This window comes from Stenotrophomonas genospecies 5, from assembly GCF_054473825.1.
Genome location: NZ_JBTMUW010000001.1, coordinates 2,855,763 through 2,877,158 on the forward strand (window position 1 = coordinate 2,855,763; position 21,396 = coordinate 2,877,158).

The 21,396-nt window shown below is 68.5% G+C and carries 17 protein-coding genes; 10 read left to right on the forward strand and 7 right to left on the reverse strand.

Annotated elements, in window-relative coordinates:
- Positions 1-220: 220 nt before the first annotated feature.
- From ACX9OW_RS13140 to ACX9OW_RS13155, 4 genes are all read left to right on the forward strand, one after another.
- The gene (locus ACX9OW_RS13140; protein ID WP_459062369.1) at positions 221-2,011 is read left to right on the forward strand and encodes an endonuclease; all 1,791 of its coding nucleotides are present in this window, start codon (positions 221-223) and stop codon (positions 2,009-2,011) included.
- Positions 2,012-2,079: 68 nt separating this feature from the next.
- Positions 2,080-2,418, forward strand: a complete 339-nt coding sequence (gene cutA / locus ACX9OW_RS13145; RefSeq protein ID WP_053515713.1) for a divalent-cation tolerance protein CutA — start codon at positions 2,080-2,082, stop codon at positions 2,416-2,418.
- Positions 2,415-4,793: a protein-disulfide reductase DsbD family protein gene (locus ACX9OW_RS13150; RefSeq protein ID WP_459062370.1), complete on the forward strand. Its 2,379-nt coding sequence runs from the start codon at positions 2,415-2,417 to the stop codon at positions 4,791-4,793. The genes cutA and ACX9OW_RS13150 overlap by 4 nt, the downstream gene beginning before the upstream one ends.
- Positions 4,790-5,356: a TlpA family protein disulfide reductase gene (locus ACX9OW_RS13155; RefSeq protein ID WP_459062371.1), complete on the forward strand. Its 567-nt coding sequence runs from the start codon at positions 4,790-4,792 to the stop codon at positions 5,354-5,356. Before ACX9OW_RS13150 ends, ACX9OW_RS13155 begins: the two co-directional genes overlap by 4 nt.
- Positions 5,357-5,394: 38 nt before the next feature.
- Here ACX9OW_RS13155 and ACX9OW_RS13160 read toward each other — a convergent pair whose 3' ends face one another.
- A complete protein-coding gene (locus ACX9OW_RS13160; RefSeq protein ID WP_459062372.1) occupies positions 5,395-6,315 on the reverse strand; it encodes a bifunctional helix-turn-helix transcriptional regulator/GNAT family N-acetyltransferase in 921 nt (306 codons plus the stop codon).
- Positions 6,316-6,611: 296 nt separating this feature from the next.
- Here ACX9OW_RS13160 and ACX9OW_RS13165 point away from each other — a divergent pair, with 296 nt between their 5' ends.
- Positions 6,612-9,155, forward strand: coding sequence for a TonB-dependent receptor plug domain-containing protein (locus tag ACX9OW_RS13165; RefSeq protein ID WP_111186272.1), 2,544 nt, complete (start codon positions 6,612-6,614; stop codon positions 9,153-9,155).
- Positions 9,156-9,315: 160 nt separating this feature from the next.
- Positions 9,316-11,832 (forward strand): PepSY domain-containing protein, encoded by a 2,517-nt coding sequence (locus ACX9OW_RS13170; protein WP_459062373.1) that lies wholly within the window; start codon positions 9,316-9,318, stop codon positions 11,830-11,832.
- Positions 11,833-11,868: 36 nt separating this feature from the next.
- On the opposite strand, the gene ACX9OW_RS13175 is transcribed toward ACX9OW_RS13170, so the two are convergent.
- Positions 11,869-14,403: a methyl-accepting chemotaxis protein gene (locus ACX9OW_RS13175; RefSeq protein WP_459062374.1), complete on the reverse strand. Its 2,535-nt coding sequence runs from the start codon at positions 14,401-14,403 to the stop codon at positions 11,869-11,871.
- A 203-nt stretch (positions 14,404-14,606) separates the two neighbouring features.
- Between ACX9OW_RS13175 and ACX9OW_RS13180 the strand changes: the two genes are divergently transcribed.
- Positions 14,607-15,446: an arylamine N-acetyltransferase family protein gene (locus tag ACX9OW_RS13180; protein ID WP_065181569.1), complete on the forward strand. Its 840-nt coding sequence runs from the start codon at positions 14,607-14,609 to the stop codon at positions 15,444-15,446.
- Between the two features lie 23 nt (positions 15,447-15,469).
- Here the strand turns inward: ACX9OW_RS13180 and ACX9OW_RS13185 are convergent, their stop codons facing one another.
- Positions 15,470-15,625: a VOC family protein gene (locus ACX9OW_RS13185; RefSeq protein WP_253119270.1), complete on the reverse strand. Its 156-nt coding sequence runs from the start codon at positions 15,623-15,625 to the stop codon at positions 15,470-15,472.
- Positions 15,626-15,706: 81 nt separating this feature from the next.
- On the opposite strand from ACX9OW_RS13185, the gene ACX9OW_RS13190 reads away from it, so the two are divergent.
- A complete protein-coding gene (locus ACX9OW_RS13190) occupies positions 15,707-16,423 on the forward strand; it encodes a transporter substrate-binding domain-containing protein (protein WP_459062375.1) in 717 nt (238 codons plus the stop codon).
- A gap of 51 nt (positions 16,424-16,474) precedes the next feature.
- Here the strand turns inward: ACX9OW_RS13190 and ACX9OW_RS13195 are convergent, their stop codons facing one another.
- The gene (locus ACX9OW_RS13195) at positions 16,475-17,371 is read right to left on the reverse strand and encodes a LysR substrate-binding domain-containing protein (protein ID WP_065174425.1); all 897 of its coding nucleotides are present in this window, start codon (positions 17,369-17,371) and stop codon (positions 16,475-16,477) included.
- Between the two features lie 98 nt (positions 17,372-17,469).
- On the opposite strand from ACX9OW_RS13195, the gene ACX9OW_RS13200 reads away from it, so the two are divergent.
- A complete protein-coding gene (locus tag ACX9OW_RS13200) occupies positions 17,470-17,652 on the forward strand; it encodes a hypothetical protein (RefSeq protein ID WP_459062376.1) in 183 nt (60 codons plus the stop codon).
- 34 nt (positions 17,653-17,686) lie between these two features.
- On the opposite strand, the gene ACX9OW_RS13205 is transcribed toward ACX9OW_RS13200, so the two are convergent.
- Together ACX9OW_RS13205 and ACX9OW_RS13210 are read right to left on the reverse strand one after the other, a co-directional pair.
- Positions 17,687-18,253: a GIY-YIG nuclease family protein gene (locus ACX9OW_RS13205; RefSeq protein WP_459062377.1), complete on the reverse strand. Its 567-nt coding sequence runs from the start codon at positions 18,251-18,253 to the stop codon at positions 17,687-17,689.
- A 61-nt stretch (positions 18,254-18,314) separates the two neighbouring features.
- Entirely contained in the window at positions 18,315-19,865 is a 1,551-nt protein-coding gene (locus ACX9OW_RS13210) for an alkaline phosphatase (RefSeq protein ID WP_459062378.1), read from the reverse strand.
- 119 nt (positions 19,866-19,984) lie between these two features.
- On the opposite strand from ACX9OW_RS13210, the gene ACX9OW_RS13215 reads away from it, so the two are divergent.
- Positions 19,985-20,773, forward strand: a complete 789-nt coding sequence (locus tag ACX9OW_RS13215) for a D-alanyl-D-alanine carboxypeptidase family protein (protein WP_180875467.1) — start codon at positions 19,985-19,987, stop codon at positions 20,771-20,773.
- Positions 20,774-20,786: 13 nt separating this feature from the next.
- Here the strand turns inward: ACX9OW_RS13215 and ACX9OW_RS13220 are convergent, their stop codons facing one another.
- Positions 20,787-21,380 (reverse strand): TetR/AcrR family transcriptional regulator, encoded by a 594-nt coding sequence (locus ACX9OW_RS13220; protein WP_053515691.1) that lies wholly within the window; start codon positions 21,378-21,380, stop codon positions 20,787-20,789.
- Between the last annotated feature and the right edge of the window lie 16 nt (positions 21,381-21,396).

Here is a 21,396-nt window from a genome sequence, read left to right on the forward strand (position 1 = left end):
CGACAAGGTCGGGAGCACGGCAGAGATGGAGCCCCCCGGGAGGCTTTCAAGGGGCGTCGCGAAAAAAGTTTCCGCGCCGGACGCTGCGGCAGTGCGGTGGGGTGGCCCCGAATTAGGTGACCAACGTCGCACTGTCAGATATCTGACGTTCATTTACGACAAAGTGTCACTGGATCGGCCTTAGGCTCGGCCGCGCATTCCCAATCACAAGGAGTCGTCGATGCGATTGCTGTCCCTGCTCGCCACCGCCTGCGTGCTGGCCCTGGCCACCGCGCCGGCCCAGGCCGAGGTCTTCATCAACGAACTGCATTACGACGACAGCACCGCAGCCGGTGACGTCGGCGAGGCGATCGAGGTCGTGGCCACCGCCGGCGAGGATCTGTCCGGCTATCGGCTGTATCTCTATAACGGCAGCACGCCGTCGGCCGCTTCGGTGTACGCCAACACGGCCGTCCCTGCCGGCAGCGCCGCCGGGTGCGGCAGCGCCACCCTGGCCGTGGTCAGCTATCCGACCAACGGCATCCAGAACGGTCCCAACGACGGCATCGCGCTGGTCGACGCCAGCGGCAAGGTGGTCCAGTTCCTCAGCTATGAGGGCACGATCACTGCCTCCGGCGGTCCTGCCGCAGGCATGACCAGCCAGAACATTCCGGTGGCCGAGACCAACAGCACGGCCCCTGGCACCTCACTGCAGCTGACGGGCAGCGGCAGCCAGTACGCCCACTTCACCTGGGCCGAATCGGCGACGCACACCTTCGGCAGCTGCAACAACGGCCAGACCTTCAGCGGTGAGGGTACGCCCGGTCCCAATACGCCGCCATCGGTGTCCACCACCACCCCCGCCCAGGGCAGCAGCACGTTCCCGGCCGCGGCCGATCTGGAAGTGGTGTTCAGCGAGACGGTGAACCTGGCCAGCGGCGCCTTCGCGCTGAGCTGCGGCGCCTCCGGCAGCGTACCGCTGACCCACCCGGCCAGCGGCAGGAGCGTGAAGCTGTCCACCAACACCGCGCTGGTGGCCGGTGAGGCCTGCCGCTTCGACATCCGCGCCGCGCGCATCACCGACCTGCAGGGCGCGCATCCGGCTGCCGACAGCCGCATCGCCTTCACCGTGGCCAGCGCCACGGGCAACCCCGATCCGGGCAATCCCGGCGTACCGGCGGGCTACTACTCCAGGGTCAACACCTCCAGCCCGAGCCAGCTGCGCTGCTCGCTGCACGCGACCATCAAGGGCCACACCGCCTATCCGTACAGCGGGTCGGGCACCAGCACCTGGACCATCCTGGAGATCGCCGACGAGGATCCGAACAATCCCAACCGCATCCTCGATGCCTATCGCAACCGCAGCTACGCCAAGGTCAGCGATCGCGCTGGCACGGGCAGCGGCCTGACCTACAACCGCGAGCACACCTGGCCGAACTCGCTGGGCTTTGCCAGCACCACCGGCGACAAGGGCCTGCCGTACGCGCCCTACACCGACACCCACATGCTGTACCTGACCGATGCGCAGTGGAATGCCGACCGCGGCAACAAGCCGTTCGGCAAGTGCGATGCCAACTGTGGCGAGCGCGCCACCGAGGCCAACAACGGCCATGGCGGCGGCAGCGGCGGCTACCCGGGCAATTCCAACTGGGTGCGCACGCCGGACGGCAACACCGGCACCTTCGAGGTGTGGGGCCATCGCAAGGGCGACATGGCGCGCGCGGTGATGTACATGGCGATCCGCTACGAGGGCGGCAAGGATGCAGCCACCGGCCAGTCCGAGCCGGACCTGGAGCTGACCGACGACCGCAGCCGGATCGTCAGGACCAGCAGTTCGCCGGCCTACATGGGCCTGCTCTCGACCCTGATCGACTGGCATCTGTCCGATCCGCCGGACGACGCCGAGCGCGCGCGCAACGACGTGATCTACAGCTTCCAGGGCAACCGCAACCCGTTCATCGACCACCCCGAGTGGGCGACGCCGGCGTTGTTCACCTCGGCCAAGCCGGCGACCTGCCAGCTGGCCAACTGACCGCGCAACGCAGCGGTCCATCGCCGCCGCCGGACCTTGATCCGGCGGCGGCCCTATACTCGACGGTCATGCCGACCGTCGATCCCGTCCTGCTGCTGTTGACCACCTGCCCGGACCGGGCCAGTGCCGAGCGCATCGCGCATGCGCTGGTCGGCGAGCGCCTGGCCGCCTGCGTGACGCGCCTGGAAGGGGCGCAGTCGACCTACCGCTGGCAGGGCGAGGTCACTACCGATGCCGAGCTGCAGCTGCTGGTGAAGACTACGGCCAGCCGCGTGGAGGCAGCGATGGCACGGATCGTCGAACTGCATCCGTATGAACTCCCCGAGTGCATCGCGGTCGAAGCCCGGGCCGGACTCCCGGCCTATCTGGATTGGATCCGGGCGCAGACCCGGGAGGACACCGCTTGATGAATCTGTTTGCCCGTGCCGCCGCGCTGTGCGCCCTGCTCTCGCTGGCCCTGCCTGCATTCGCCCTGGACGAGAAAGATCTGCTGCCGGTGGACCAGGCGTTCGCGCTCACCGCCAGTGCGCCGGAGCGGAACCAGATCCAGCTGCAGTTCAAGATCGCGCCGGGGTACTACCTCTATCGCCACCGCACCAGCGTCAAGGCCGACCCGGCCTTCAATGCCGGTGCGCTGCAGATGCCCAGCGGCACCAAGCACCACGACGATTTCTTCGGCGAGGTCGAGACCTACCGCGAACGCCTGCAGGTTTCGCTGCCGGGCGCCCCGACGGATGCGGCCGGCATCCTCAGCCTGGAAGTGCGCTACCAGGGCTGCGCCGATGCCGGTGTCTGCTACCCGCCGCAGAAGCGCGTGGTCCAGGTGACACTGCCCGGTGGTGGCGGTGGCGCCGCAGCCGCCCTGCCAACCGCGCGGGTCACCGGCGTGAACGCGTTCAACACTCCGCTTGCCGGGGCCGGCAGCGGTGGTGGCCTGCGCCTGCCCGGCAGCAGCAACAGCCAGGCGCTTCCGCTGCCCTCCGAACAAGCCTTCGGCTTCGACGCGATCGCCAGCGATGGCAACACCCTGCTGCTGCGCTTCAGTCCCGCGCCGGGCTACTACCTGTATCGCGATCGCACTTCACTGAAGCTGGAAGGCAGTGCCGGTGTGCTGGCTGATACGCCGCGCTGGCCCGCCGCGCAGTCGCATCGCGACGAGCACTTCGGCGATGTGTCGGTGTACTTCAACCAGGTCGAAGTGCCGCTGCCGCTGCGCCGCACGGTGACCGACGCGGTGGACAGCACACTGGTGGTGACCTTCCAGGGTTGCCAGACCGATGGCATCTGCTACCCGCCGATGACCCGCCGGGTGAAGCTGTCGATCCCCGCGGGAAAGATCAGCGCCCACGCCGGCCAGCCTGCGCCACGCAGCGAAATGATCCGACCGCTGCCGGCGGGCAGCGCCGCACCGCGCGAGGCTGCCAACGGCACCCCGTTGCGCCTGCTGCCGACCGTGCCGAACAGCGAACCGGCGCGTACCGATGTGGACGGCGCGCAGGCAGGGTTCGCCGCCGATGCGCGGGGCGACAACGCGCTGCGCACCCGCCCGCCGGCCACCACCCCGGATCCGGACCGTTCGTTCCTGTGGGTGCTGCTGCTGGCACTGGCCGGTGGTCTCGTACTGAACCTGATGCCCTGCGTGCTGCCGATCCTGTCGCTGAAAGTGCTGGGCCTGGCACAGAGCGGTGAGAGCGCCGAGCGCGCCCGCAGCCACGCCATGTGGTACACGCTGGGCGTACTGGTCGCCTTCGCGGTGATCGGCGCGCTGATGGTCGGCCTGCGCATGCTTGGCAATGCGGTGGGCATCGGTTTCCAGCTGCAGCACCCAGGCGTGGTCGCGGCACTGGCCTACATCATGTTTGCGGTTGGCCTGAGCCTGTCCGGCGTGTTCACCCTCGGCGGTGGCCTGGGCAACCTCGGCCAGTCACTCGCCCGTCGCAGCGGTCCGGCCGGCGATTTCTTCACCGGTGCGCTGGCCTGCGTGGTCGGCAGCGCGTGCGTCGGTCCGTTCATGGGAGGCGCGGTCGCCTATGCCTTCGTTGCCACGCCCGTACAGGCGATGGCCGTGTTCCTGTTCCTGGGTCTTGGCCTGGCCCTGCCGTTCCTGCTGATCGGCTTCGTGCCGGCGCTCGCGCGGCGCCTGCCCAAGCCCGGCCCGTGGATGGAAACGCTCAAGCACGTGCTGGCGTTCCCGATGTATGCCACCGCACTGTGGCTGCTGTGGGTGCTGGGCAAGCAGCGTGGCGTGGACGGCATGGCGCTGGCGCTGGGCGGACTGCTGCTGCTGGCCCTGGGCCTGTGGTTGTTCGAGCGCAGCCGCTGGCGCAGCCAGCGCGCCGCCGGCCTGCTGGGCGTGCTGCTGGCAATCGCCGCGCTGGTACCGGTGTGGGGCGTGACCCAGCTGAAGCCACCGGCACGTGCGGCACAGGCCACCAGCGAGAACGTCGTGGAGTATTCGCCGCAGCTGCTCGACCGCCTGCGTGCCGACAACCGCGTGGTGTTCGTCAACATGACCGCCGACTGGTGCGTGAGCTGCAAGGCGAACGAGCGCGCCGTGCTGTCGCGACCGGAGTTCAGGGAGCTGCTCAGGCGCACCAACGCGGTGTACATGCGCGGCGACTACACCAACGTGGACCCGCAGATCACCGCTTTCCTCGATGAGCACAAGGCCGTGGGCGTTCCGCTTTACGTGGTGTACGGGCCCGGCGCACCGCCGACGGTGCTGCCGACCCTGCTTACCCAGGCCGTGGTCGAAGAAGCGCTGCTGCGCACCGCACGATGAGGTGGCAACGGCCAGCGCTGCTGTGGACCGCGGTGCTGGCTGCCGGCCTGGGCCTGTGGGCCGGCCATCGGCTGACGCAGGTGCCGGCGGCGGACGCTGGCGATCCAGACGTGCAGCCACCTGCAGCACCGCTGCCCGTGCTGCAGGCAGGCGATGCCCTGCCCGCACTGGTGCTGCCGGACCTGCAGGGACAGCCGCTCGATCTGCGCCAGCGTTTTGCCGGCCGGCCGCTGCTCATCAATGTCTGGGCCAGCTGGTGCGGGCCCTGCGTCGAGGAAATGCCGGAACTGTCGCGCTTCGCGCAGGCGCAGCAACCTGGCGGCGTGCAGGTGCTGGGGCTGGCGCTGGATACACCCGAAGATGTGCAGCGCTTCCTGCAGCGGGTGCCGGTGGACTACCCGATCGTGCTGGAGACGCCCGGTCCGCGCGATGCCAGCGTGCAGCTGGGCAATGCCCAGGGGCTGCTGCCTTACAGCGTGCTGGTGGATGCACAGGGCCGCATCGTGAAGCAGAAGCTGGGGCCGTTTGCCGCCGGCGAAGTCCGGACGTGGGCCCGGCTGTAAGCCTGGCCGCGGCCGGCATCCACGCGTCCTGATCCCGGTCAGACCAGTGAGCGCGCCCAGAGCTGGGACACCTGTGGCTGGCCGAACAGCTGCTCGTGCTGCTCGGTCATCAGTTCGAAGCCGGCCCGTTCGTAAAGGGCGCGGGCGTCGATGAGCGCGGCATTGGTCCACAGCACCATGCGCTTGTAGCCCACCGCGCGCGCGAAGCTCATCGCCTCGTCCACCAGTCGCTGCCCGATGCCCCGCCTGCGCGCGCTGGCATCGACGTGCAGCAGCCGCAGCTTGGCATTGTGCGCGTCGTGCCGGACCACGAACACCGACCCCACCGGGGTGCCGTCCAGTTCAGCGATCCAGCAGCGCTCGGTCTGCGGGTCGTGTTCGCGCAGGTAGCGGGTGACGATGTCGGCCACCAGCGCTTCAAACTCCGCGTTCCATCCGAATTCGCGTGCATACAGCGCGCCGTGCTTCTGGATCACCCAGCCCATGTCGCCGGGGCGGGGATCGCGCAGCACGCAATCCGACGATGCACCTCCCAGCAGTGCCTGGATGTGCGCCATCGCCTCAAGAAGGCGCTGGCATCCTGCTTCGCTGATATCTCCCAGCATGGCAGCGACGCTTTCGCTGGACGCTGCATCCAGCTGTGCGAAGGCGGCGCGGCCCGCCTCGGTCAACACCAGCCGGTTCGCGCGCGCATCCATCAGCGACGGTTCGCGTTGAACCAGACCGCGCGCCTGCAGCCCGCTCAGCAGCCGGCTGAGGTAGCCCGCGTTGAGGTCCAGCCGATGGCCCAGCTGCGCAGCCGTGATGCCCTGGCCCGCCGCCAGTTCGAACAGCACCCGCGCCTCGGTGAGGGTGAAGTCGCTGTGCAGCAAACGCTCCTCGAGCACCGCGATCCTGCGGGTGTAGAAGCGGTTGAAGGCGCGGACCTGTGCGACGGGATCGGAAGTGAGCGCAGACACGGGGACGTTCCTGATGGTTGCCTTGGGCACATAGTACATGCCTTGAGCAACCATATAAGGCTGTTTTGCGATCCATTCCGCGTCTTGGCGCCTTAAAACGAAAGATTCGTTGCAGTACGGTTTACGTTCTGTTAATTCTGCGTTTAGCGACCAGGGCCCTGGCTGCAAGGAGAACCAACAGGATGAACGACTGACCGACAAACCACTCAAATCGACTGCAGGGTGCATGCATGAAACACGGAATTCGCAGAAGTGTTCAGGCTCCAGACGCAATCACGCCATTGGCATCCGCAGTAATGGTGGCCCTCGCCACCGCGCTGCTGTCCACCAGCCCCGTTGCACGGGCGCAGGACAGCGGCACATCGACGACGCCCGACGCGGCCACCACCCTGGATACCGTTTCGGTACTGGGCAGCCGCACCAAACCGCGCACGGTGTCCTCGTCGGCGGTGCCGATCGACATCATCAGCGGTGAAGAGTTCCGCAACCAGGGCGCGACCGACGCCCTCGACCAGCTCAAAGTGCTCGTGCCTTCCTTCAACGTCAGCACGATTCCCATCGACGATGCGGCCAGCCTGGTGCGTCCGGCCAACCTGCGTGGCCTGCCGCCGGACAACACCCTGCTGCTGGTCAACGGCAAGCGTTTCCACCGCTCGGCGGTGATCACGTTCCTCGGCCACGGACTGTCCGACGGCGCACAGGGACCGGACCTGTCCGTGTTCCCCTCGCTGGCGCTGGAACAGGTGGACGTGCTGCGCGACGGCGCAGCAGCACAATACGGCTCGGACGCCATTGCCGGCGTGCTCAACTTCAGCCTGAAGAAGCTGCGCGAAGGCGGCACCGCCGAGGTGTTCGCCGGCCAGTACTACGAGGGCGACGGGCTCACCACCCAGTACTCGGCGCAGATCGGCCTACCGCTCGCAGAGCACGGCTTCGCCACCCTTACGGCCGAATGGCGCAACGCCGACGACACCTCGCGCAGCGTGCAGCGCGACGATGCCGCCGCGGTCGCAGCGGCAGGCTACCCCGGGGTGAAAGATCCTGCGCAGATCTGGGGATCGCCGAAGGTGGACGACGACCTCAAGCTGGTCGCCAACCTCGGTTACGACACCGAGAACGTGGAGTTCTACCTGTTCGGCAATTACGCCAAGCGTGAAGTGGATGGCGGGTTCTACTACCGCGACCCCACCGCACGTTCGGGCGTCTACTCCAACGATGGCGGCCAGACATTGCTGGTGGGCAACCTGACCGGCGTGGGCGCATGCCCCACCATCGCCCTGCGCGATGGCGCCGGCAACCTGCTGCCGTACGGCACCGTGAGCGGCGCGGTGGCTGCCCTGCCCGCCAACTGCTTTACCTTCCTGTCCAGCCTGCCCGGCGGCTTCACCCCACGCTTCGGCGGGAAACTGGAAGACGCCTCGGTGTTCGCCGGCGCCAAAGGCACCTGGGGTGAGTGGTACTGGGACGTGAGCGGCTCCTGGGGACGCAACGACATCGAGTTCACCATCTACAACACCGTCAACGCCTCGCTCGGTCCCGACCAGCCGGCCGGGCTGTTCTTCCGCCCGGGTGGCAATACCCAGACCGAAAAGAACCTCAATGTGGACGTCAGCCGGGACATCCCGGTCAGCTTCAGCAGCCAGCCGCTGCGCCTGGCGATGGGTGCCGAATGGCGCGAGGAGAGCTTCAGGATCAGCCCGGGAGACGGCCCATCCACGGCCATCGGGCCGCTGACCGAGCAGGGCTTCGCGCTGGGCTCCAACGGGTTCAACGGCTTCAGCACGCGCACCGCCGGCACCTTTGATCGTCGCAACTGGGCCGCCTACGCCGACCTGGAAGCCCAGCTCACCGAGCGGCTGCTGCTGGCCGGTGCGCTGCGCTACGAGGACTACGATTCGTTCGGCAGCACCACCACCGGCAAGCTCACCGCGCGCTTCGACTTCAACGAGCACTTCGCTCTGCGCGGCGCCTACAACACCGGCTTCCGTGCACCAACGCCCGGCCAGGCCAACATCAGCCAGATCAGCACCGTGTTCGGCGGTACCGCACTGGAAGACATCGCCACCCTGCCGCCGACCAATCCGATTGCCCAGCTCAAGGGCGCGCAGCCGCTTACTCCGGAAGAGTCCAGGAATGTGTCATTGGGTGCGGTGTGGACCGAAGGTGACTGGCTGGTCACCCTGGACGGCTATCAGATCAAGGTGGAAGACCGCATTGCCCTGAGCACCAGCTTTGCAGTCACTCCGGAGGAGCGTGCGGCGCTGGTGGCCGGCGGCAATGCGGAAGCCGCGTCCATCTCGCAGGTGACCTACTTCGGCAACGCCTTCGATACCACCACCACCGGCGTGGACCTGGTGACCAGCTTCAAGAGCAACCACTTCGGCGGGGTCACCACCTACTCGCTGGCGGCCAACTGGAACCGCACGAAGGTGGACCGCTACGACACCGACTTCATCGACGAAGCGCGCGTGTACAAGCTGGAGAAATCGCTGCCCAGGACCAAGGGCTACTTCAGCATCAATCACCAGCGGCAGATCTTCCACGCCAATCTCCGGTTCAACTATTACAGCAGCTGGTACGAGGATCACCTGGACAGCGGCGTGATCTCCGCCGAGGACGGCGGCCTGCCGATCTACGGGGGCAGCGCGTTGATCGTGGATGCGGAGGTGGGCTGGAAGTTCGATTCGGGCCTGTACGTCAGCGTGGGCGCGCAGAACCTGTTCGACCGTGTGCCGGCCAGCAACCCCTGGGGGGGCGTGGCCGGTGCGCAGTATCCGGTGCATTCGCCCTACGGATTCAACGGCGGGTTCTATTACACGCGGGTGGGCTGGAAGTTCTGACGCAGGTGCAAGTGCGCGCAACGGTGGCCATGGAAGGCCCCGTCGCTGGCGCCACCCACCGGCTTGACCGCAGGCAGGGCGCCCCCGAGAATTACGCGACTAATTCTCATTTGCTGTTGCGCAGGATGCGGGCGGCAGCCCTCCTGGCTTTCATCCCCCGATGTTCAAGAACGTCCTGTTCCAACTGCACTGGCTGCTGGGCATCACGGCCGGCACCGTTCTGGCCATCATGGGCCTGAGCGGCGCAGCCCTGTCTTTTGAAGATGAACTGCTGCGCGCCGCCAACCCCGGCTTCGCCGCCATCGCCGAACATCACGCCGAAGGCCAGCAGCCGCTGCCCCTGAGCGAGCTGGTGCCGATGCTGCAGGCCGACAGCAAACGGCCGTTGCAGCGGCTGCGCGTGGATGCCAGCGGCCAGCGCCCATCGGTGGCCCGTTTCGCCGGCGGCAAAGCGCACTGGGTGTACTTCGACCCCTACAGCGGCGAGCGCTTCAGCGCCCTGCGCGGGCAGGCCTTCTTCGACTTCGTCGAAGACCTGCACCGCCACCTCGCCGCGGGCGAGCGCGGAAAATGGATCACCGGCAGCTGCGCGATCGCCCTGCTGTTCTTCACGCTGTCCGGGCTCTACCTGCGCTGGCCCCGCCGCTGGTGGCACTGGCGAAGCTGGCTGGCCGTGGAATGGAAGCGCAGCGGCCGCGGCTTCCTGTGGAGCCTGCATTCGGTGGCCGGCACCTGGGTGCTGCTGATCTACCTGATGAGTGCCCTGACCGGCCTGTGGTGGTCGTTCGACTGGTATCGCAGCGCGGCCAATGCCCTGCTCGGCGTGGCGCCACCGGCCAAGCAGGTGATCGATGCCGGCGCCGTGCTCGACCTGCGCCGCGTGGAAACGACGCTGTACGCGCAGGCCGGGGTGCGCACCGGTTACATCGACCTGCGGCTGCCCGAGAAGCCCGGCCAGGCACTGAATGTGCGGACCATGGCGGGCGATCCAGCATTGCGCGGCGGCCATCATGATCGCGCGCACGATCTGCTGCAGCTCGACCCTGCCAGCGGTGCGATTCTGGACGCGCGTCCCTACGCGCGCCAGGGCGCTGGCGGTCAGCTGGCTACCAGCGTGTTCGCGCTGCACTCGGGCAGCTACTTCGGGATTCCCGGGCGCATCATCGTGATGCTCAGCAGCCTGGGCATGAGCCTGTTCTTCATCACCGGCTGGCTGCTCTATCTCGACCGTCGCCGCAGCCAGCGCGCCGCACGTGCGCTGCGCCAGCCACTGCCGGCGGCCGCAGCCAACGGCGCCGCATGGCTGGTGGTGCATGCCAGCCAGAGCGGCCTGGCCGAACAGCTGGCATGGCGCGCGGCAGCGCAGCTGCAGGCCAGCGGACAGGCGGTGCAGGTATTGCCGCTGGCAAGGATCGACGCGCACCGTCTTCAGGCGGCGAGCCACGCGCTGTTCGTGCTCAGTACCTTTGGTGACGGCGAGCCGCCGGATTCGGCACGACGTGCCTCGCGCCAGCTGCTGGACCGATCCCTGGACCTGGCCACACTGCGGTTCGGCATGCTCGCGCTGGGCGACCGCCAGTACCCGCACTACTGCGCCTTCGGCCGCCAGTTCGATGCGTGGCTGCTGGGCAACGGTGCCCGCGCGATGTTCGACCGCATCGACGTGGACGCTGCATCGGTCGCGGCATTGCGCCAGTGGCAGCAGCAGCTCGGCCTGTTGACCGGCATTGCTGCCGACGACAGCGTGCTGCCGGCGGCCACCCGCATGCACGACTGGCAGCTGCTGGATCGCCAGCAGCTGAACCCGGGCAGCGTCGGTGGTCCGATCTGGCGGATCCGGCTGGCCGCGCCGGATGACGTGCAGTGGCAGGCCGGCGACATCCTGCACATCGCGCCGCGGCACAGCGCCGCGCATGCCCGTGCGGTACTGCTGGCGCATGGACTGGACCCGCTGCAACCGCTGCTGATCGAAGGCGGCACGCAGACCCTGCAGTGCCTGGCCAGCGAACGCGAACTGCCGGACGCGGCCAGTGCGCTGCAGGTGCAGGATGCCGGACGCTGGCTGACGGCCCTGCCCGTACTGCCGGGCCGCGAGTATTCGATCGCCTCCTGCCCGGCCGATCGCATGGTGGAACTGGTCGTGCGCCTGGTGCACGACAACAACGGGCGCCCGGGGCTGGGTTCGGGCTGGCTGTCGCTGCATGCGCCGGCAGGCGCGCACATCGCCGCGCGCGTGCACCGCAACCCCGGCTTCCATCGCGTGCCGGGCGCACCCATGGTGCTGATCGGCAACGGCACCGGCATCGCCGGCCTGCGCGGCCTGCTGCGCGAGGCGGCACACGCAGGCGAGCACGGCCACTGGCTGCTGTTCGGCGAGCGCCAGCGCGCTCATGACTTCCTGTTCGCCGATGAGGTGAGCGCATGGCAGGCGCAGGGCCATCTGATCCGGGTCGACCTGGCGTTCTCGCGCGACGCAGCGGGCGGTTACGTCCAGGACCGCCTGCGGTCGGCCTGCGATGAACTGCGGGAATGGATGCAGCGTGGCGCCGTGATCCATGTCTGCGGCTCGCTGCAGGGCATGGCCGAGGGCGTGGATCAGGTACTGCGGGGCGCGCTCGGTGACGAGGTGGTGGAAACGCTGCTCGAGAGCGGCCGCTACCGGCGCGACGTGTATTGAGCCGCGCCGCCGGGCTGGACCCGGCGGCGGACGCGATCACGCCGCCGCGCGGGCCTGACGGTCCGGCTGCAGGCGGAACGCGGACACGGCTTCGGCCAGCGCGCGCACCTGCGCCTGCATCTGCGCGGTCGACGAGCCGGCTTCTTCCACCAGGCTGGCATTGCGCTGGGTACTGGCCTCCATCTGCACGATGGCGTGGTTCACCTGGGCGATGCCTGCGTGCTGATCCTGCGAGGCGCTGCGGATGCCAGCGAGCAGGTCCGCCAGCTGCTGCACGCTGCCGACGATCTCGTCCATGGTGGTGCCCGCCTGCGCGGCCTGCACGCTGCCCTGGCCGACGCGTGCCACGGAATCCTCGATCAGCGCCTTGATCTGCCTGGCTGCCTCGGCACTGCGCTGCGCGAGCAGACGCACTTCCGCCGCCACCACCGCGAAACTGCGGCCCTGCTCTCCGGCACGCGCAGCCTCCACGGCGGCGTTGAGCGCAAGGATGTTGGTCTGGAATGCGATGCCGTCGATCAACTGGGTGATGTCCCCGATGCGGTGCGATGCTTCACTGATGCCCTGCATGGTCTCCACCACCTGACCGACGGCCACCCCACCCCGCTGTGCAACCGCTGCAGCCCCCTGCACCAGCGCGTCGGCACGTCCGGCGGCATCGGCGTTGCGGCCGACGGTGTCGGTCAGCTCATGCATCGAGGCTGCGGTCTCTTCCAGATTGGCCGCCTGCTGCTCGGTACGCTGCGAGAGGTCGTGATGGCCGGCAACGATTTCACCGACACCGCTGTCCAGGCTGGCAGCGGCGCGCTGGATGCGGGTCACGATGCGGCCGAGCTGTGCGACGGTTGCATTGGCGTCGTCGCGCATGCGTGCGAACACGCCCTGCAGCTCACCTTCCATGCGCACGCTGAGATCCCCACGGGCCAACGCCGCCAGCAATGCCTGCAGGTCCCCCAGGTTGGTTTCAAAGGTGGACAGCAGGCGGTTGATGCTGGTGGACAGCGTATGCACGAAACCGTGCTTGCCCTGCAGCGAAATGCGCCCGTGCAGGTCACCCTGCGCGGCAGCGTCGACCAGTGCCGCCACCTCGGTCTCCAGCAGCGTTTCCAGCGCACGGCTGCGCCACTCCAGCGCCACGCCCAGGAACTGGTCGTCATCGACGATGGCATTGGCGATCAACTGATAGCGCACACCGGCATGACTGATTTCCCGCTCCTGGCGGTGGCGCGCGTCTACCAGGCTGGCCAGGGCCGGATGCAGGTCCCGCGCGTCAGTGCCGACCAGCGCGTCGGCCTGCAGGCCCAGCACGTGCCGCAACGCAGGATTGGCGTAGGCCACCTGGCCTTCGGCATCGACCACCATCAGCCCGGTCTGCGCGCAGTCCAGGGCCTGGCGTACGCGCGTGTTGCCACGGGCCATCGCACGCTCGGTCTCGATGCGCGCACGCAGCCGCTGCTGCATGTCCACCAGGCGCTGTGCCAGCTGGCCGATCTCGTCGTTGGCGTTGTGCACGCGCAACGTGGTATCGAGCCGGTCATCGGCGATGTCGCTGGCGAACCGCAGGGTGTCCTGGATCGGCCTGCGCACCGCGCGCAGCACCAGCAGCAGGCTGGTGATCAGCACGCCGGCCACCAGCAGCAGGGTGAGGGCGAACAGCACGCTCATGGTGCGTGCACCGGCCTGCTGCCGCGCCTGCGCCAGGGCCAGCGCATTCACCTGTGCCTGCTGGAAGGCGGCGAGCGCGGGCGCCACGCCGGCAGCCGTCTCCATCAGCGATTGCGTCTCCACGTCAAGGCCGACGCGGGCAGCGGTATAGCCGAGCAGTGCCGACTGATAGGCGTCCATGCCGCTGCGGAGCGCCTCCTGCACGTCGGGCGGCAACCCCGCCAGCGCCAGATCGAACGGCAGCTTCTCTTCGCTGGCGCGGTCGGCATGAGTCGAATCGCCATCGAGCAGCAGCAGCGCTTCCTGGCGCCGCATCTTCTGCAGGTGCAGCGCCAGTGCCGGCCGGTCCAGGCCATCCACCTGCTGCTGCAGGGCATCGGCGGCCTGCTGCAGCTGTGCAGCCAGGCCCGCATCACCACGCCCCATCTCGTCCACACGTTCGAACAGCGCGGCCACTCCCTGCGAGAATCCCTCGGCGGCCTCGGTGAGCGCCTGCAATGCCTTGCGGCGACCCGCATCCATCGGCATCGCCCTGAGCGCCTTCAGATCGACCTGCAGTGCCTGCTGGGCCGCCTGCAGCTGGCTGCGGTCAGCATCGTCGAAACTGCGTGCATACTGGGTCTGCAGGCGACGCGCCTCCGCCACCCGTGTCGCCAGGCGTGCGGCCAGATCGCTGCCACGCTGGTAACTGGCCTGGCTGCGTGCGGCCTGACTGCTGGCATGGCCGGTCCAGGCATGGACGGCGGCGATCGCCACCAGGCCCGCGCCGCAGACCAGCAGGGTGGCCTTGAGTTTGTTGGCCACGCTGAGTCGATGCGGCTGCAGCCAGACCAGCAGGCGTGGAAACGCCGAGCGCATCGCGATGAGACGGGTGCGCAGGGACCGAAGGGGGACGGCGGCCGACATCACAGACTCCAGGCGGAAGGACGCACCTGTATCGGCCTGACCGGCGGCAACTTTAGGCACATTGCCGATGCCGTGGCACGCACCGTGCCGGTTGCGCTCTTTGTACCGGCCCCAGGCGACGGAGACGTGACACAGCGCCCGCGCTTGACCTCAACCCCGGTTGCGGTTGCACAGTGGGATTCTTCCCACCGGCCGCCCTCGCCATGACCCCGCTCGACGTCCCCCGTTATCTGCAGCGCCTGCAACTGGATGCTCCGCCGTCGCTGGACCTTGCCGGACTGACCCTGCTGGTGCAGCGCCACAACGCCCTGCTCCCCTTTGAAACCCTCAGCAGCCTGCTGCGCGACGCGGTGCCGATCGATCTGGACAGCGTGCAGCACAAGCTGCTCGACCAGCAGCGCGGCGGTTACTGCTTTGAACTCAACGGCGGCCTGCTGGCGCTCCTGCAGGCAGTGGGCTTCGACGCACAGCCGCTGAGCGCGCGCGTGCTGCTGGCGGCACAGGACAATGCCCCGACGGCGCGTACCCACCTGCTGCTGCGCGTGCACGTGGAGGGAGAGGACTGGCTGGTCGATGCCGGCTTCGGTGGCCTGACGCCGACGGTGCCGCTGCGGCTGTACGAAACGGCGCCGCAGGCCACGCCGCACGAGTCTTTCCAGCTGCAGCAGCTGGCGGGTGAGGACGACTTCGTGCTTTCCGCCCAGGCGGGCGACGCATGGCGGGCGATGTACCGCTTCGACCTGCGGCCGCCAGCGCCGATCGACAACGTGGTGGCCAACTGGTACGTGTGCACGCACCCGGATTCGGGTTTCCCCGGCCAGCTGCGCGCGTCACTGGCCGGCCCGGACTGGCGGCGCACCATCGGCAGTGGCAACTACACCGAGTACCGCCCCGGGCAAGCGCCGCTCAAGCGCCCGCTGCGCGATGCCGCCGACGTGCGCGACGTGCTGCAGTCGGCATTCGGCCTGCGCGTGCCGGACGATGCGCGGCTCGATCCGGCGATCACCGATTGGCTGCAGCGCTCGCACGCCGCATCACGGTAGCACCGCGCGGCACGGTGCCCGGGTTACAACGTCACCGGCGCCTGCAGCGCAATGCGGTTGCCCTCGCTGTCGCAGATCTCGGCCACCCGCCAGTGGCCGGCATCATGCAGTTGCAGGTAGAAGGCGATGGCGCGAGCCAGGTCGCTGGCCGGAATCTCGACATGCGCGATGGGGTGCATCGTCGCAGGATAGCGCCGCCCTGACATTCCGTGCGCATCGTTGCGGGCATGCTGGCCTGCCCACCCTTCGCGGAGCGCTGCATGACCCTGGCCGATCACCGAAGTGCACTGGCGCCACTGGGCCATCTGCGCGTCGCCATCAATCTGGGCAATCCGGTCCTTGCGCAGGGCGACGCACGATCGCCGCGCGGCCCCTCGGTGGAGCTGGCCACCGCGCTGGCGCAGCGGATGGGCGTGCAGGCGCGATTCACCTGTCACGATGCGGCCGCATCGGTGGTCGCGGCGGCAGCCGACGACGCATGGGACCTGGCCTTTCTCGCCATCGATCCGGCACGTGCCGGCCGCATCGCCTTCAGTGCACCGTATGTGGAGATCGAAGGAACCTACCTGGTGCACGAGGACAGTCCGGCGCGGCAGGTGGCCGATCTGGATCGCGATGGGCTGCGTATCGCCGTTGGCCGCGGTGCCGCCTACGATCTGTTCCTGAGCCGGGAACTGCGGCACGCCACGATCGAGCGTGCCGACACGTCAGCGGCGGCCATCGATCTGTTTGACGCACGGCGCCTGGATGCCGCCGCTGGCGTGCGCCAGCCACTGCAGGCCTGGGCACTGCAGCATCCGGGACACCGCGTGCTCGCCGACCGCTTCACTGCGATCCAGCAGGCCGTGGCCGCACCTGCGGCGCGCCCCGCTGCCGCCCTGCGGGCCCTGTTCGACGAGGTCGAGGCGATCAAGGCAGGGCCCCTGCTCGAGGACGCTTTCGCACGTTCCGGACAGGCGGTCACCCTGGTGCGATGACGCAGCAGTGGCCCGCAGCACGCGACAGGTGGCTGCGTGCGCCGGGCCGGATCAGCCCTGCGTCTCCATGTGCCGCGCATGCTCGCTGGCCTGCGCATGCAACCACTCACGGAAGGCGAGGAATCCACGGTGGCGCGCCGAGCGCTGCGGATACACCAGCCAGTGCGGCCAGGCGGTTTTCAGCCGCTGCTCCGACAGCGCGACCAGCTGGCCCGAATCCAGCAGCAGGCGCGCGCGCGTCAGCCGGCCCAGGGCCACACCGACGCCATCGAGCGCTGCACGGTGATGCGCTTCCGAATCGTCGAGCACCGCCACGAACCGCGAAGGGGGGCTCTGCCCGATCAGGGCAAACCACGCGGCCCATGCGCCATCCGGATCGCCCAGCAGCGGCCACTGCGCCAGTGGAGCACGGTCGATGCCGCCCATCCGCGCGATCAGCGCCGGGCTGGCCATCGGCACCAGCCACTCATCGAACAGCCGCTCGACCACCAGCCCGGCCCATTGCCCGCCGCCTACGCGCAAGGCCGCGTCGAACTGCAGCTGCCGATCGAAATCGACAAGGCGTTCGCTGGACTGCAGGTTGATCTCGATCTGCGGGTGTGCGGCGACGAAATGACCCAGCCGTGGCACCAGCCATGCGGAGGCCATCGACGGTACGGCGCTGATCGTCAGCACATGTTCGGCGCGCGCGGCGTAGCGCTGGAACACCTCGTTGATTGCATCCAGGTGCGGCCCGACCCGATCGAGCAGGCGCTGGCCCTCCAGGGTCAGTGCGACCCCACGCGCCTGGCGGACCAGCAGCGGCTGGCCGAGGCGTTCTTCGAGCTGCCGCATCTGGTGGCTGAGCGCGCTGACGGTCAGGTTCATCGACGCCGCGGCGCGTGACAGGTTGCCCAGGCGCGCGGCAGCCACGAAACCCTGCAGGGCATGGAGGGGTGGGCGGGACATGAGGCTTGAATTCTGTTCAAGTCAAGCTTGCGGAAATGTCGCTTTTTGCGTCCTCATGCTGCCCGTATCGTTCAATCCACTCAAGTGGAGCGACGATCATGAACATCTTCAGCAGTCTGTTGTTCCTGCACGGTCACATCGCAAGCGCCGAGCTGGCCCGCCAGTTGGCCACGCCGGTGGCCAGCACGACCGGGGTACCGGGAAAGCCGTACCGGACCACACACCTCGACCGTCCAGCTGCGGCAAAGGTGCCTTGCCCCACCTGCCCCGCCCCGCGCTGAGCGCGACAGCGGCGGGCTCACAGGGGCCGGGCCGCTAGTGCCCGTACCAGGCCTGCACATGGGGCGGCAGCGATGGCAGCGGGTCGATGTCCAGCGCGCGATAGCCATCGAGGGTATCGCGCAGCACCGCCGGTCCGGGGCTGCCCGTCATGCGCAGGCTTTCCTCTTCCGGCAGCTGCAGGGCGGCCCAGTCATGCAGGCGATCCAGCCGCTGGACCATGGCGGCGCGCAGCCAGGGGCGCAGCGGGAAGGTCCGATATCCGCGCCCATCCAGCGTACGCACAGCATCGGACAAGGCCTGGTTCGCGCCACGCACCCATTCGGTGCGTCCGCCGGCCTTGTCCTGCACGGTCATCGGTGCCGGCGCGCGATGGGCTCGGAAGGGGGCACGCAGCTGCAGCTCCAGGTCACGCGCATCGCGCTCGGTTTCCGCCTCCACCAGCGCCCCGGCGCACAGATCGAAGAACTCGAACCAGCGCCGATGCAGTGCGCTGATGCGACCGAGCGGGTCACGCGAGAAGCCGATCTTGGCGTAATCCTCCCAGGCACAGGGAAAGACGTAGGCGAAGACACGACCATCGATGCGGATCTGCGGTTCCATCGGCGCAGGCTGCATCGCTTCGGACGCGATGGCAACCGGGCCGAACCGTGCGCCGTTCGGGTCACGGCCGCTGCAGCACGTCCTCCACTGCGGCAGCCACGTCGGTGTTGTCGATGTAGCTGCCATCATTCCACCGCACATGCTGTCGGTAACCGGCATCGATGCCGCGTACGCGGGCGCCGAGCCGCTCCGCGCCGGCGCCCTTGGCCCACAGCGGTACCAGTGCATTGGAATGATTGCCGGTGGGGCGGAAGCTCATCCCCGGCATCCGCCCGCGCCCGTTGTTGCGCACCGGCTCGAACGCCACCTGCTGCGCGTCGGGGCCCATCGGCATGCTGTTGTCGTGGTCGGTGGTGACGATCAGCAGATTGCGCTGCCATCCGCCGTTGCGCTCGATCCACGCCACCACCGCCGATACCGCATCGTTGAACTCGACCGTCTCTTCGATCAGGCGGCCGTACTGCGGCTGGTCGCCGCACTGGCCGTAATGCCATTCCGTGCCGCACGCGCTGGTATGCGCGGCCCAGTCGGTGGCCCCGCCTTCCACCATCAGGAACAGGCCCTTGGACGAGCGCTGCTGCAGGAACTGCAGGGCGCCGCGGGTCATGGTCGCCAGGTCCGGCACGCTGTCGATCTTCCTCACGCCGGAGGGAGTGGTCTCATCCCTGCCCAGGACCTGCAGCTGACGCGCCTGCTGCAGGGTGCTGGCCACACGCGGTACGCCGATCAACGGGCGGTCGGCTGGCACCCTCCCCTGTGCAAGCGCAGCGAACGCTTCCTTGCTGCGGATCAACCGCCACGGTCCGGCAGGATTGCCAGCGATGGGGGTGCCTGCTTCCAGCTGCTGCCAGTCCTGCTGCGACACCCACTCCCAGGGGTTCGCGCAACCCTCTTCCTTCACTGCGCCTGCATCGTCATCGCAGGCGCGGCCATCGACGCTGTAGCCGGGGCCGCCGGTTCCCATGACCAGGTCCATGTGGCCCTGGGCCAGCATCTGGTGGGCGATGGCATGGTAGTTGTTGCGCGACGCGTTCTGCGCGGCGAACGCGGCCGGTGTCGCGTGCGAGAACGGCACCGAGGTGACCACACCGGTTGCCATGCCCAGGCGCTTGGCGCGCAGGGTGTTGAACTCGACCGCGACGCCGTCGTTGTCGACGTTGATGGCGTTGTTGTACGTCTTGATGCCCGACGACAACGCCGTGCCCGCCGCGGCGCTGTCGGTCGCCACCGCGGCCAGGTACTGATAACCGGCGAACGGAAGATCCGCTGCCGGTACCGGGGTGGCATCCCATGCTTTCGCGGCGTCGTAGCCGAGCGTCTGCGCCGAATCGTGCGTGGGCTGGCTGCTGGCGTTGAGCGGGAACGTGGCCACCGCAAGGCGCTGCGGGAAGTGCGCGTACGGGGCGCCTTCGCGGCTGCCATACTGCCAGTACGCGGCGGCATCCCAGGTTCCCCAGCCCGCGCCGTCGTTGATCATCACGATCACGTTGTGCGGGTAGCCGCCGGTCGCCACCGGCGCCTGCGCACGCGGTGCCGGCTGGCAGCCGGCGAGGGCTGCCAGCGCGGCCAGAATCGACGGGTAGAGCCAACGGCGCGGCGTGTGTGCGGTCATCGTGCATCCTGTGGGGTCGGGCAGGCGGCCCGGAATGCGCGACGTTATATCATTGCAATATTGCAGATTCACGCATCCTGGCAGCGGTATCCTGTGAACGTCTCCCCTGCCGCGCCACCATGCCGTCTCCACGTTCCCCGGTCTCGTCGATCACTCTGGATGCCGGCAGCTTCGCGGTCATCCACCAAGAGAACGCCGACCTGCAGCGTCCGCCTGCTTCACTGACCAAACTGATGACCGCGTACGCAGCCTACGAACAGGTCGCATCCGGCGCCGCCGCTTGGGAGATGCCGGTGACCGTTGCCGCCGAGGACGTGCACGCGGTTGCTGACGATGAAACGCGCATGGGCCTGGTGCCCGGCGAAACGGTCACGCTGGGCCGGCTGCTGCAGGGCATGCTGGTGGTATCGGGCAACGACGCGGCCCTTGTGCTTGCCCGCCATCTGCACGGCTCGCAGGCGGCGTACCTGCAGCACATGAACGCGCTGGCGCGGCGTCTCGGCCTGGGCAGTACCTGGTTCGCGTCGGTGTCCGGCATCACCACGCCGCGGCACGTATCCAGCGCACGCGACATGGCGGTGCTGGCGGGCCGCCTGCTGGCAGATCATCCGCAGGTGCTGGCCATCACCGCACAGCCGGCGTTCGCGCACGGGACGTTCAGCCGCAGCAACCAGAACGCACTGCTCGCCGATGAAGGTGTGGACGGCCTGAAGACCGGCTATACCCGCGCGGCCGGGTTCTGCCTGGCGGCTACGGCGCGCCGCCCCATCGCCGGACACGCGCAGCCGGTGCGATTGATCACCGTGGTGCTTGGCTCGGAAGACCGCGAAGCACGCGATGCGCGGGTGCGCAGGCATCTTGCCAGTGGATTCGCCGCGTTGGCCGGCGACACCGTCGCAGAAGCCTGAGCTGCGCGGGCAGTCAGTCCCGTACAACGGTGGATACGATCACCCGCTGCAGTTCGCGTTCCGCGTCGGCTTTGCCGATCGCGCCATTGGCCACCGCTTCGGACAGCGCTTCGGCAGCGCCGAGGATCGCCCAGCGTCCCTCCACCGGTACCTGGCCGTCACCGGCGAACGGGCCCAGCCAGTCCGCGCAGTTGTCGATGAACTCCTGCTGGTAGCAGTGCCGCACCTCGCGCAGCTCCGGCGCGCCGACCAGCGCTGCGAGGATGCTCTGCACGTCGCTGCCCTGGCTCAGCACGCAGTCGATGTAACCGGACGCGATGGCCGCTGCGCGCGCGGTCAGTTCTGCCGGCGCCGCGGCGATACGGTCATTGAAGATGAGCGTCTGCCGCTGGTCGTAGTCATGGTAGAGCGCCGCCAGCAGGCCGTTGCGCGTCACGAAGTGATCGTAGGCCACCGGCTTGGTCACGCCCGCCGCTTCGGCCAGGCGCCCCAGGGTCAAGGCATCGGTGCCTTCGGCGCCTACCAGCGCCCATGCGACATCCAGCAGCTGGCGGGCCCGCTGCTCGCGGGTCAGTCGGCGACGCGTGGGGGTGTCGGTGGCAGGCATCGGCGGAACACGGCTG

Bases quoted from the DNA above. Each gene is read 5' to 3' on its own strand.
- ACX9OW_RS13140 (WP_459062369.1), top strand. From the start codon at position 221: ATGCGATTGCTGTCCCTGCTCGCCACCGCCTGCGTGCTGGCCCTGGCC.
- cutA (WP_053515713.1), top strand. From the start codon at position 2,080: ATGCCGACCGTCGATCCCGTCCTGCTGCTGTTGACCACCTGCCCGGAC.
- ACX9OW_RS13155 (WP_459062371.1), top strand. From the start codon at position 4,790: ATGAGGTGGCAACGGCCAGCGCTGCTGTGGACCGCGGTGCTGGCTGCC.
- ACX9OW_RS13165 (WP_111186272.1), top strand. From the start codon at position 6,612: ATGGTGGCCCTCGCCACCGCGCTGCTGTCCACCAGCCCCGTTGCACGG.
- ACX9OW_RS13170 (WP_459062373.1), top strand. From the start codon at position 9,316: ATGTTCAAGAACGTCCTGTTCCAACTGCACTGGCTGCTGGGCATCACG.
- ACX9OW_RS13175 (WP_459062374.1), bottom strand. From the start codon at position 14,403: ATGTCGGCCGCCGTCCCCCTTCGGTCCCTGCGCACCCGTCTCATCGCG.
- ACX9OW_RS13180 (WP_065181569.1), top strand. From the start codon at position 14,607: ATGACCCCGCTCGACGTCCCCCGTTATCTGCAGCGCCTGCAACTGGAT.
- ACX9OW_RS13185 (WP_253119270.1), bottom strand. From the start codon at position 15,625: ATGCACCCCATCGCGCATGTCGAGATTCCGGCCAGCGACCTGGCTCGC.
- ACX9OW_RS13190 (WP_459062375.1), top strand. From the start codon at position 15,707: ATGACCCTGGCCGATCACCGAAGTGCACTGGCGCCACTGGGCCATCTG.
- ACX9OW_RS13195 (WP_065174425.1), bottom strand. From the start codon at position 17,371: ATGTCCCGCCCACCCCTCCATGCCCTGCAGGGTTTCGTGGCTGCCGCG.
- ACX9OW_RS13200 (WP_459062376.1), top strand. From the start codon at position 17,470: ATGAACATCTTCAGCAGTCTGTTGTTCCTGCACGGTCACATCGCAAGC.
- ACX9OW_RS13205 (WP_459062377.1), bottom strand. From the start codon at position 18,253: ATGGAACCGCAGATCCGCATCGATGGTCGTGTCTTCGCCTACGTCTTT.
- ACX9OW_RS13210 (WP_459062378.1), bottom strand. From the start codon at position 19,865: ATGACCGCACACACGCCGCGCCGTTGGCTCTACCCGTCGATTCTGGCC.
- ACX9OW_RS13215 (WP_180875467.1), top strand. From the start codon at position 19,985: ATGCCGTCTCCACGTTCCCCGGTCTCGTCGATCACTCTGGATGCCGGC.
- ACX9OW_RS13220 (WP_053515691.1), bottom strand. From the start codon at position 21,380: ATGCCTGCCACCGACACCCCCACGCGTCGCCGACTGACCCGCGAGCAG.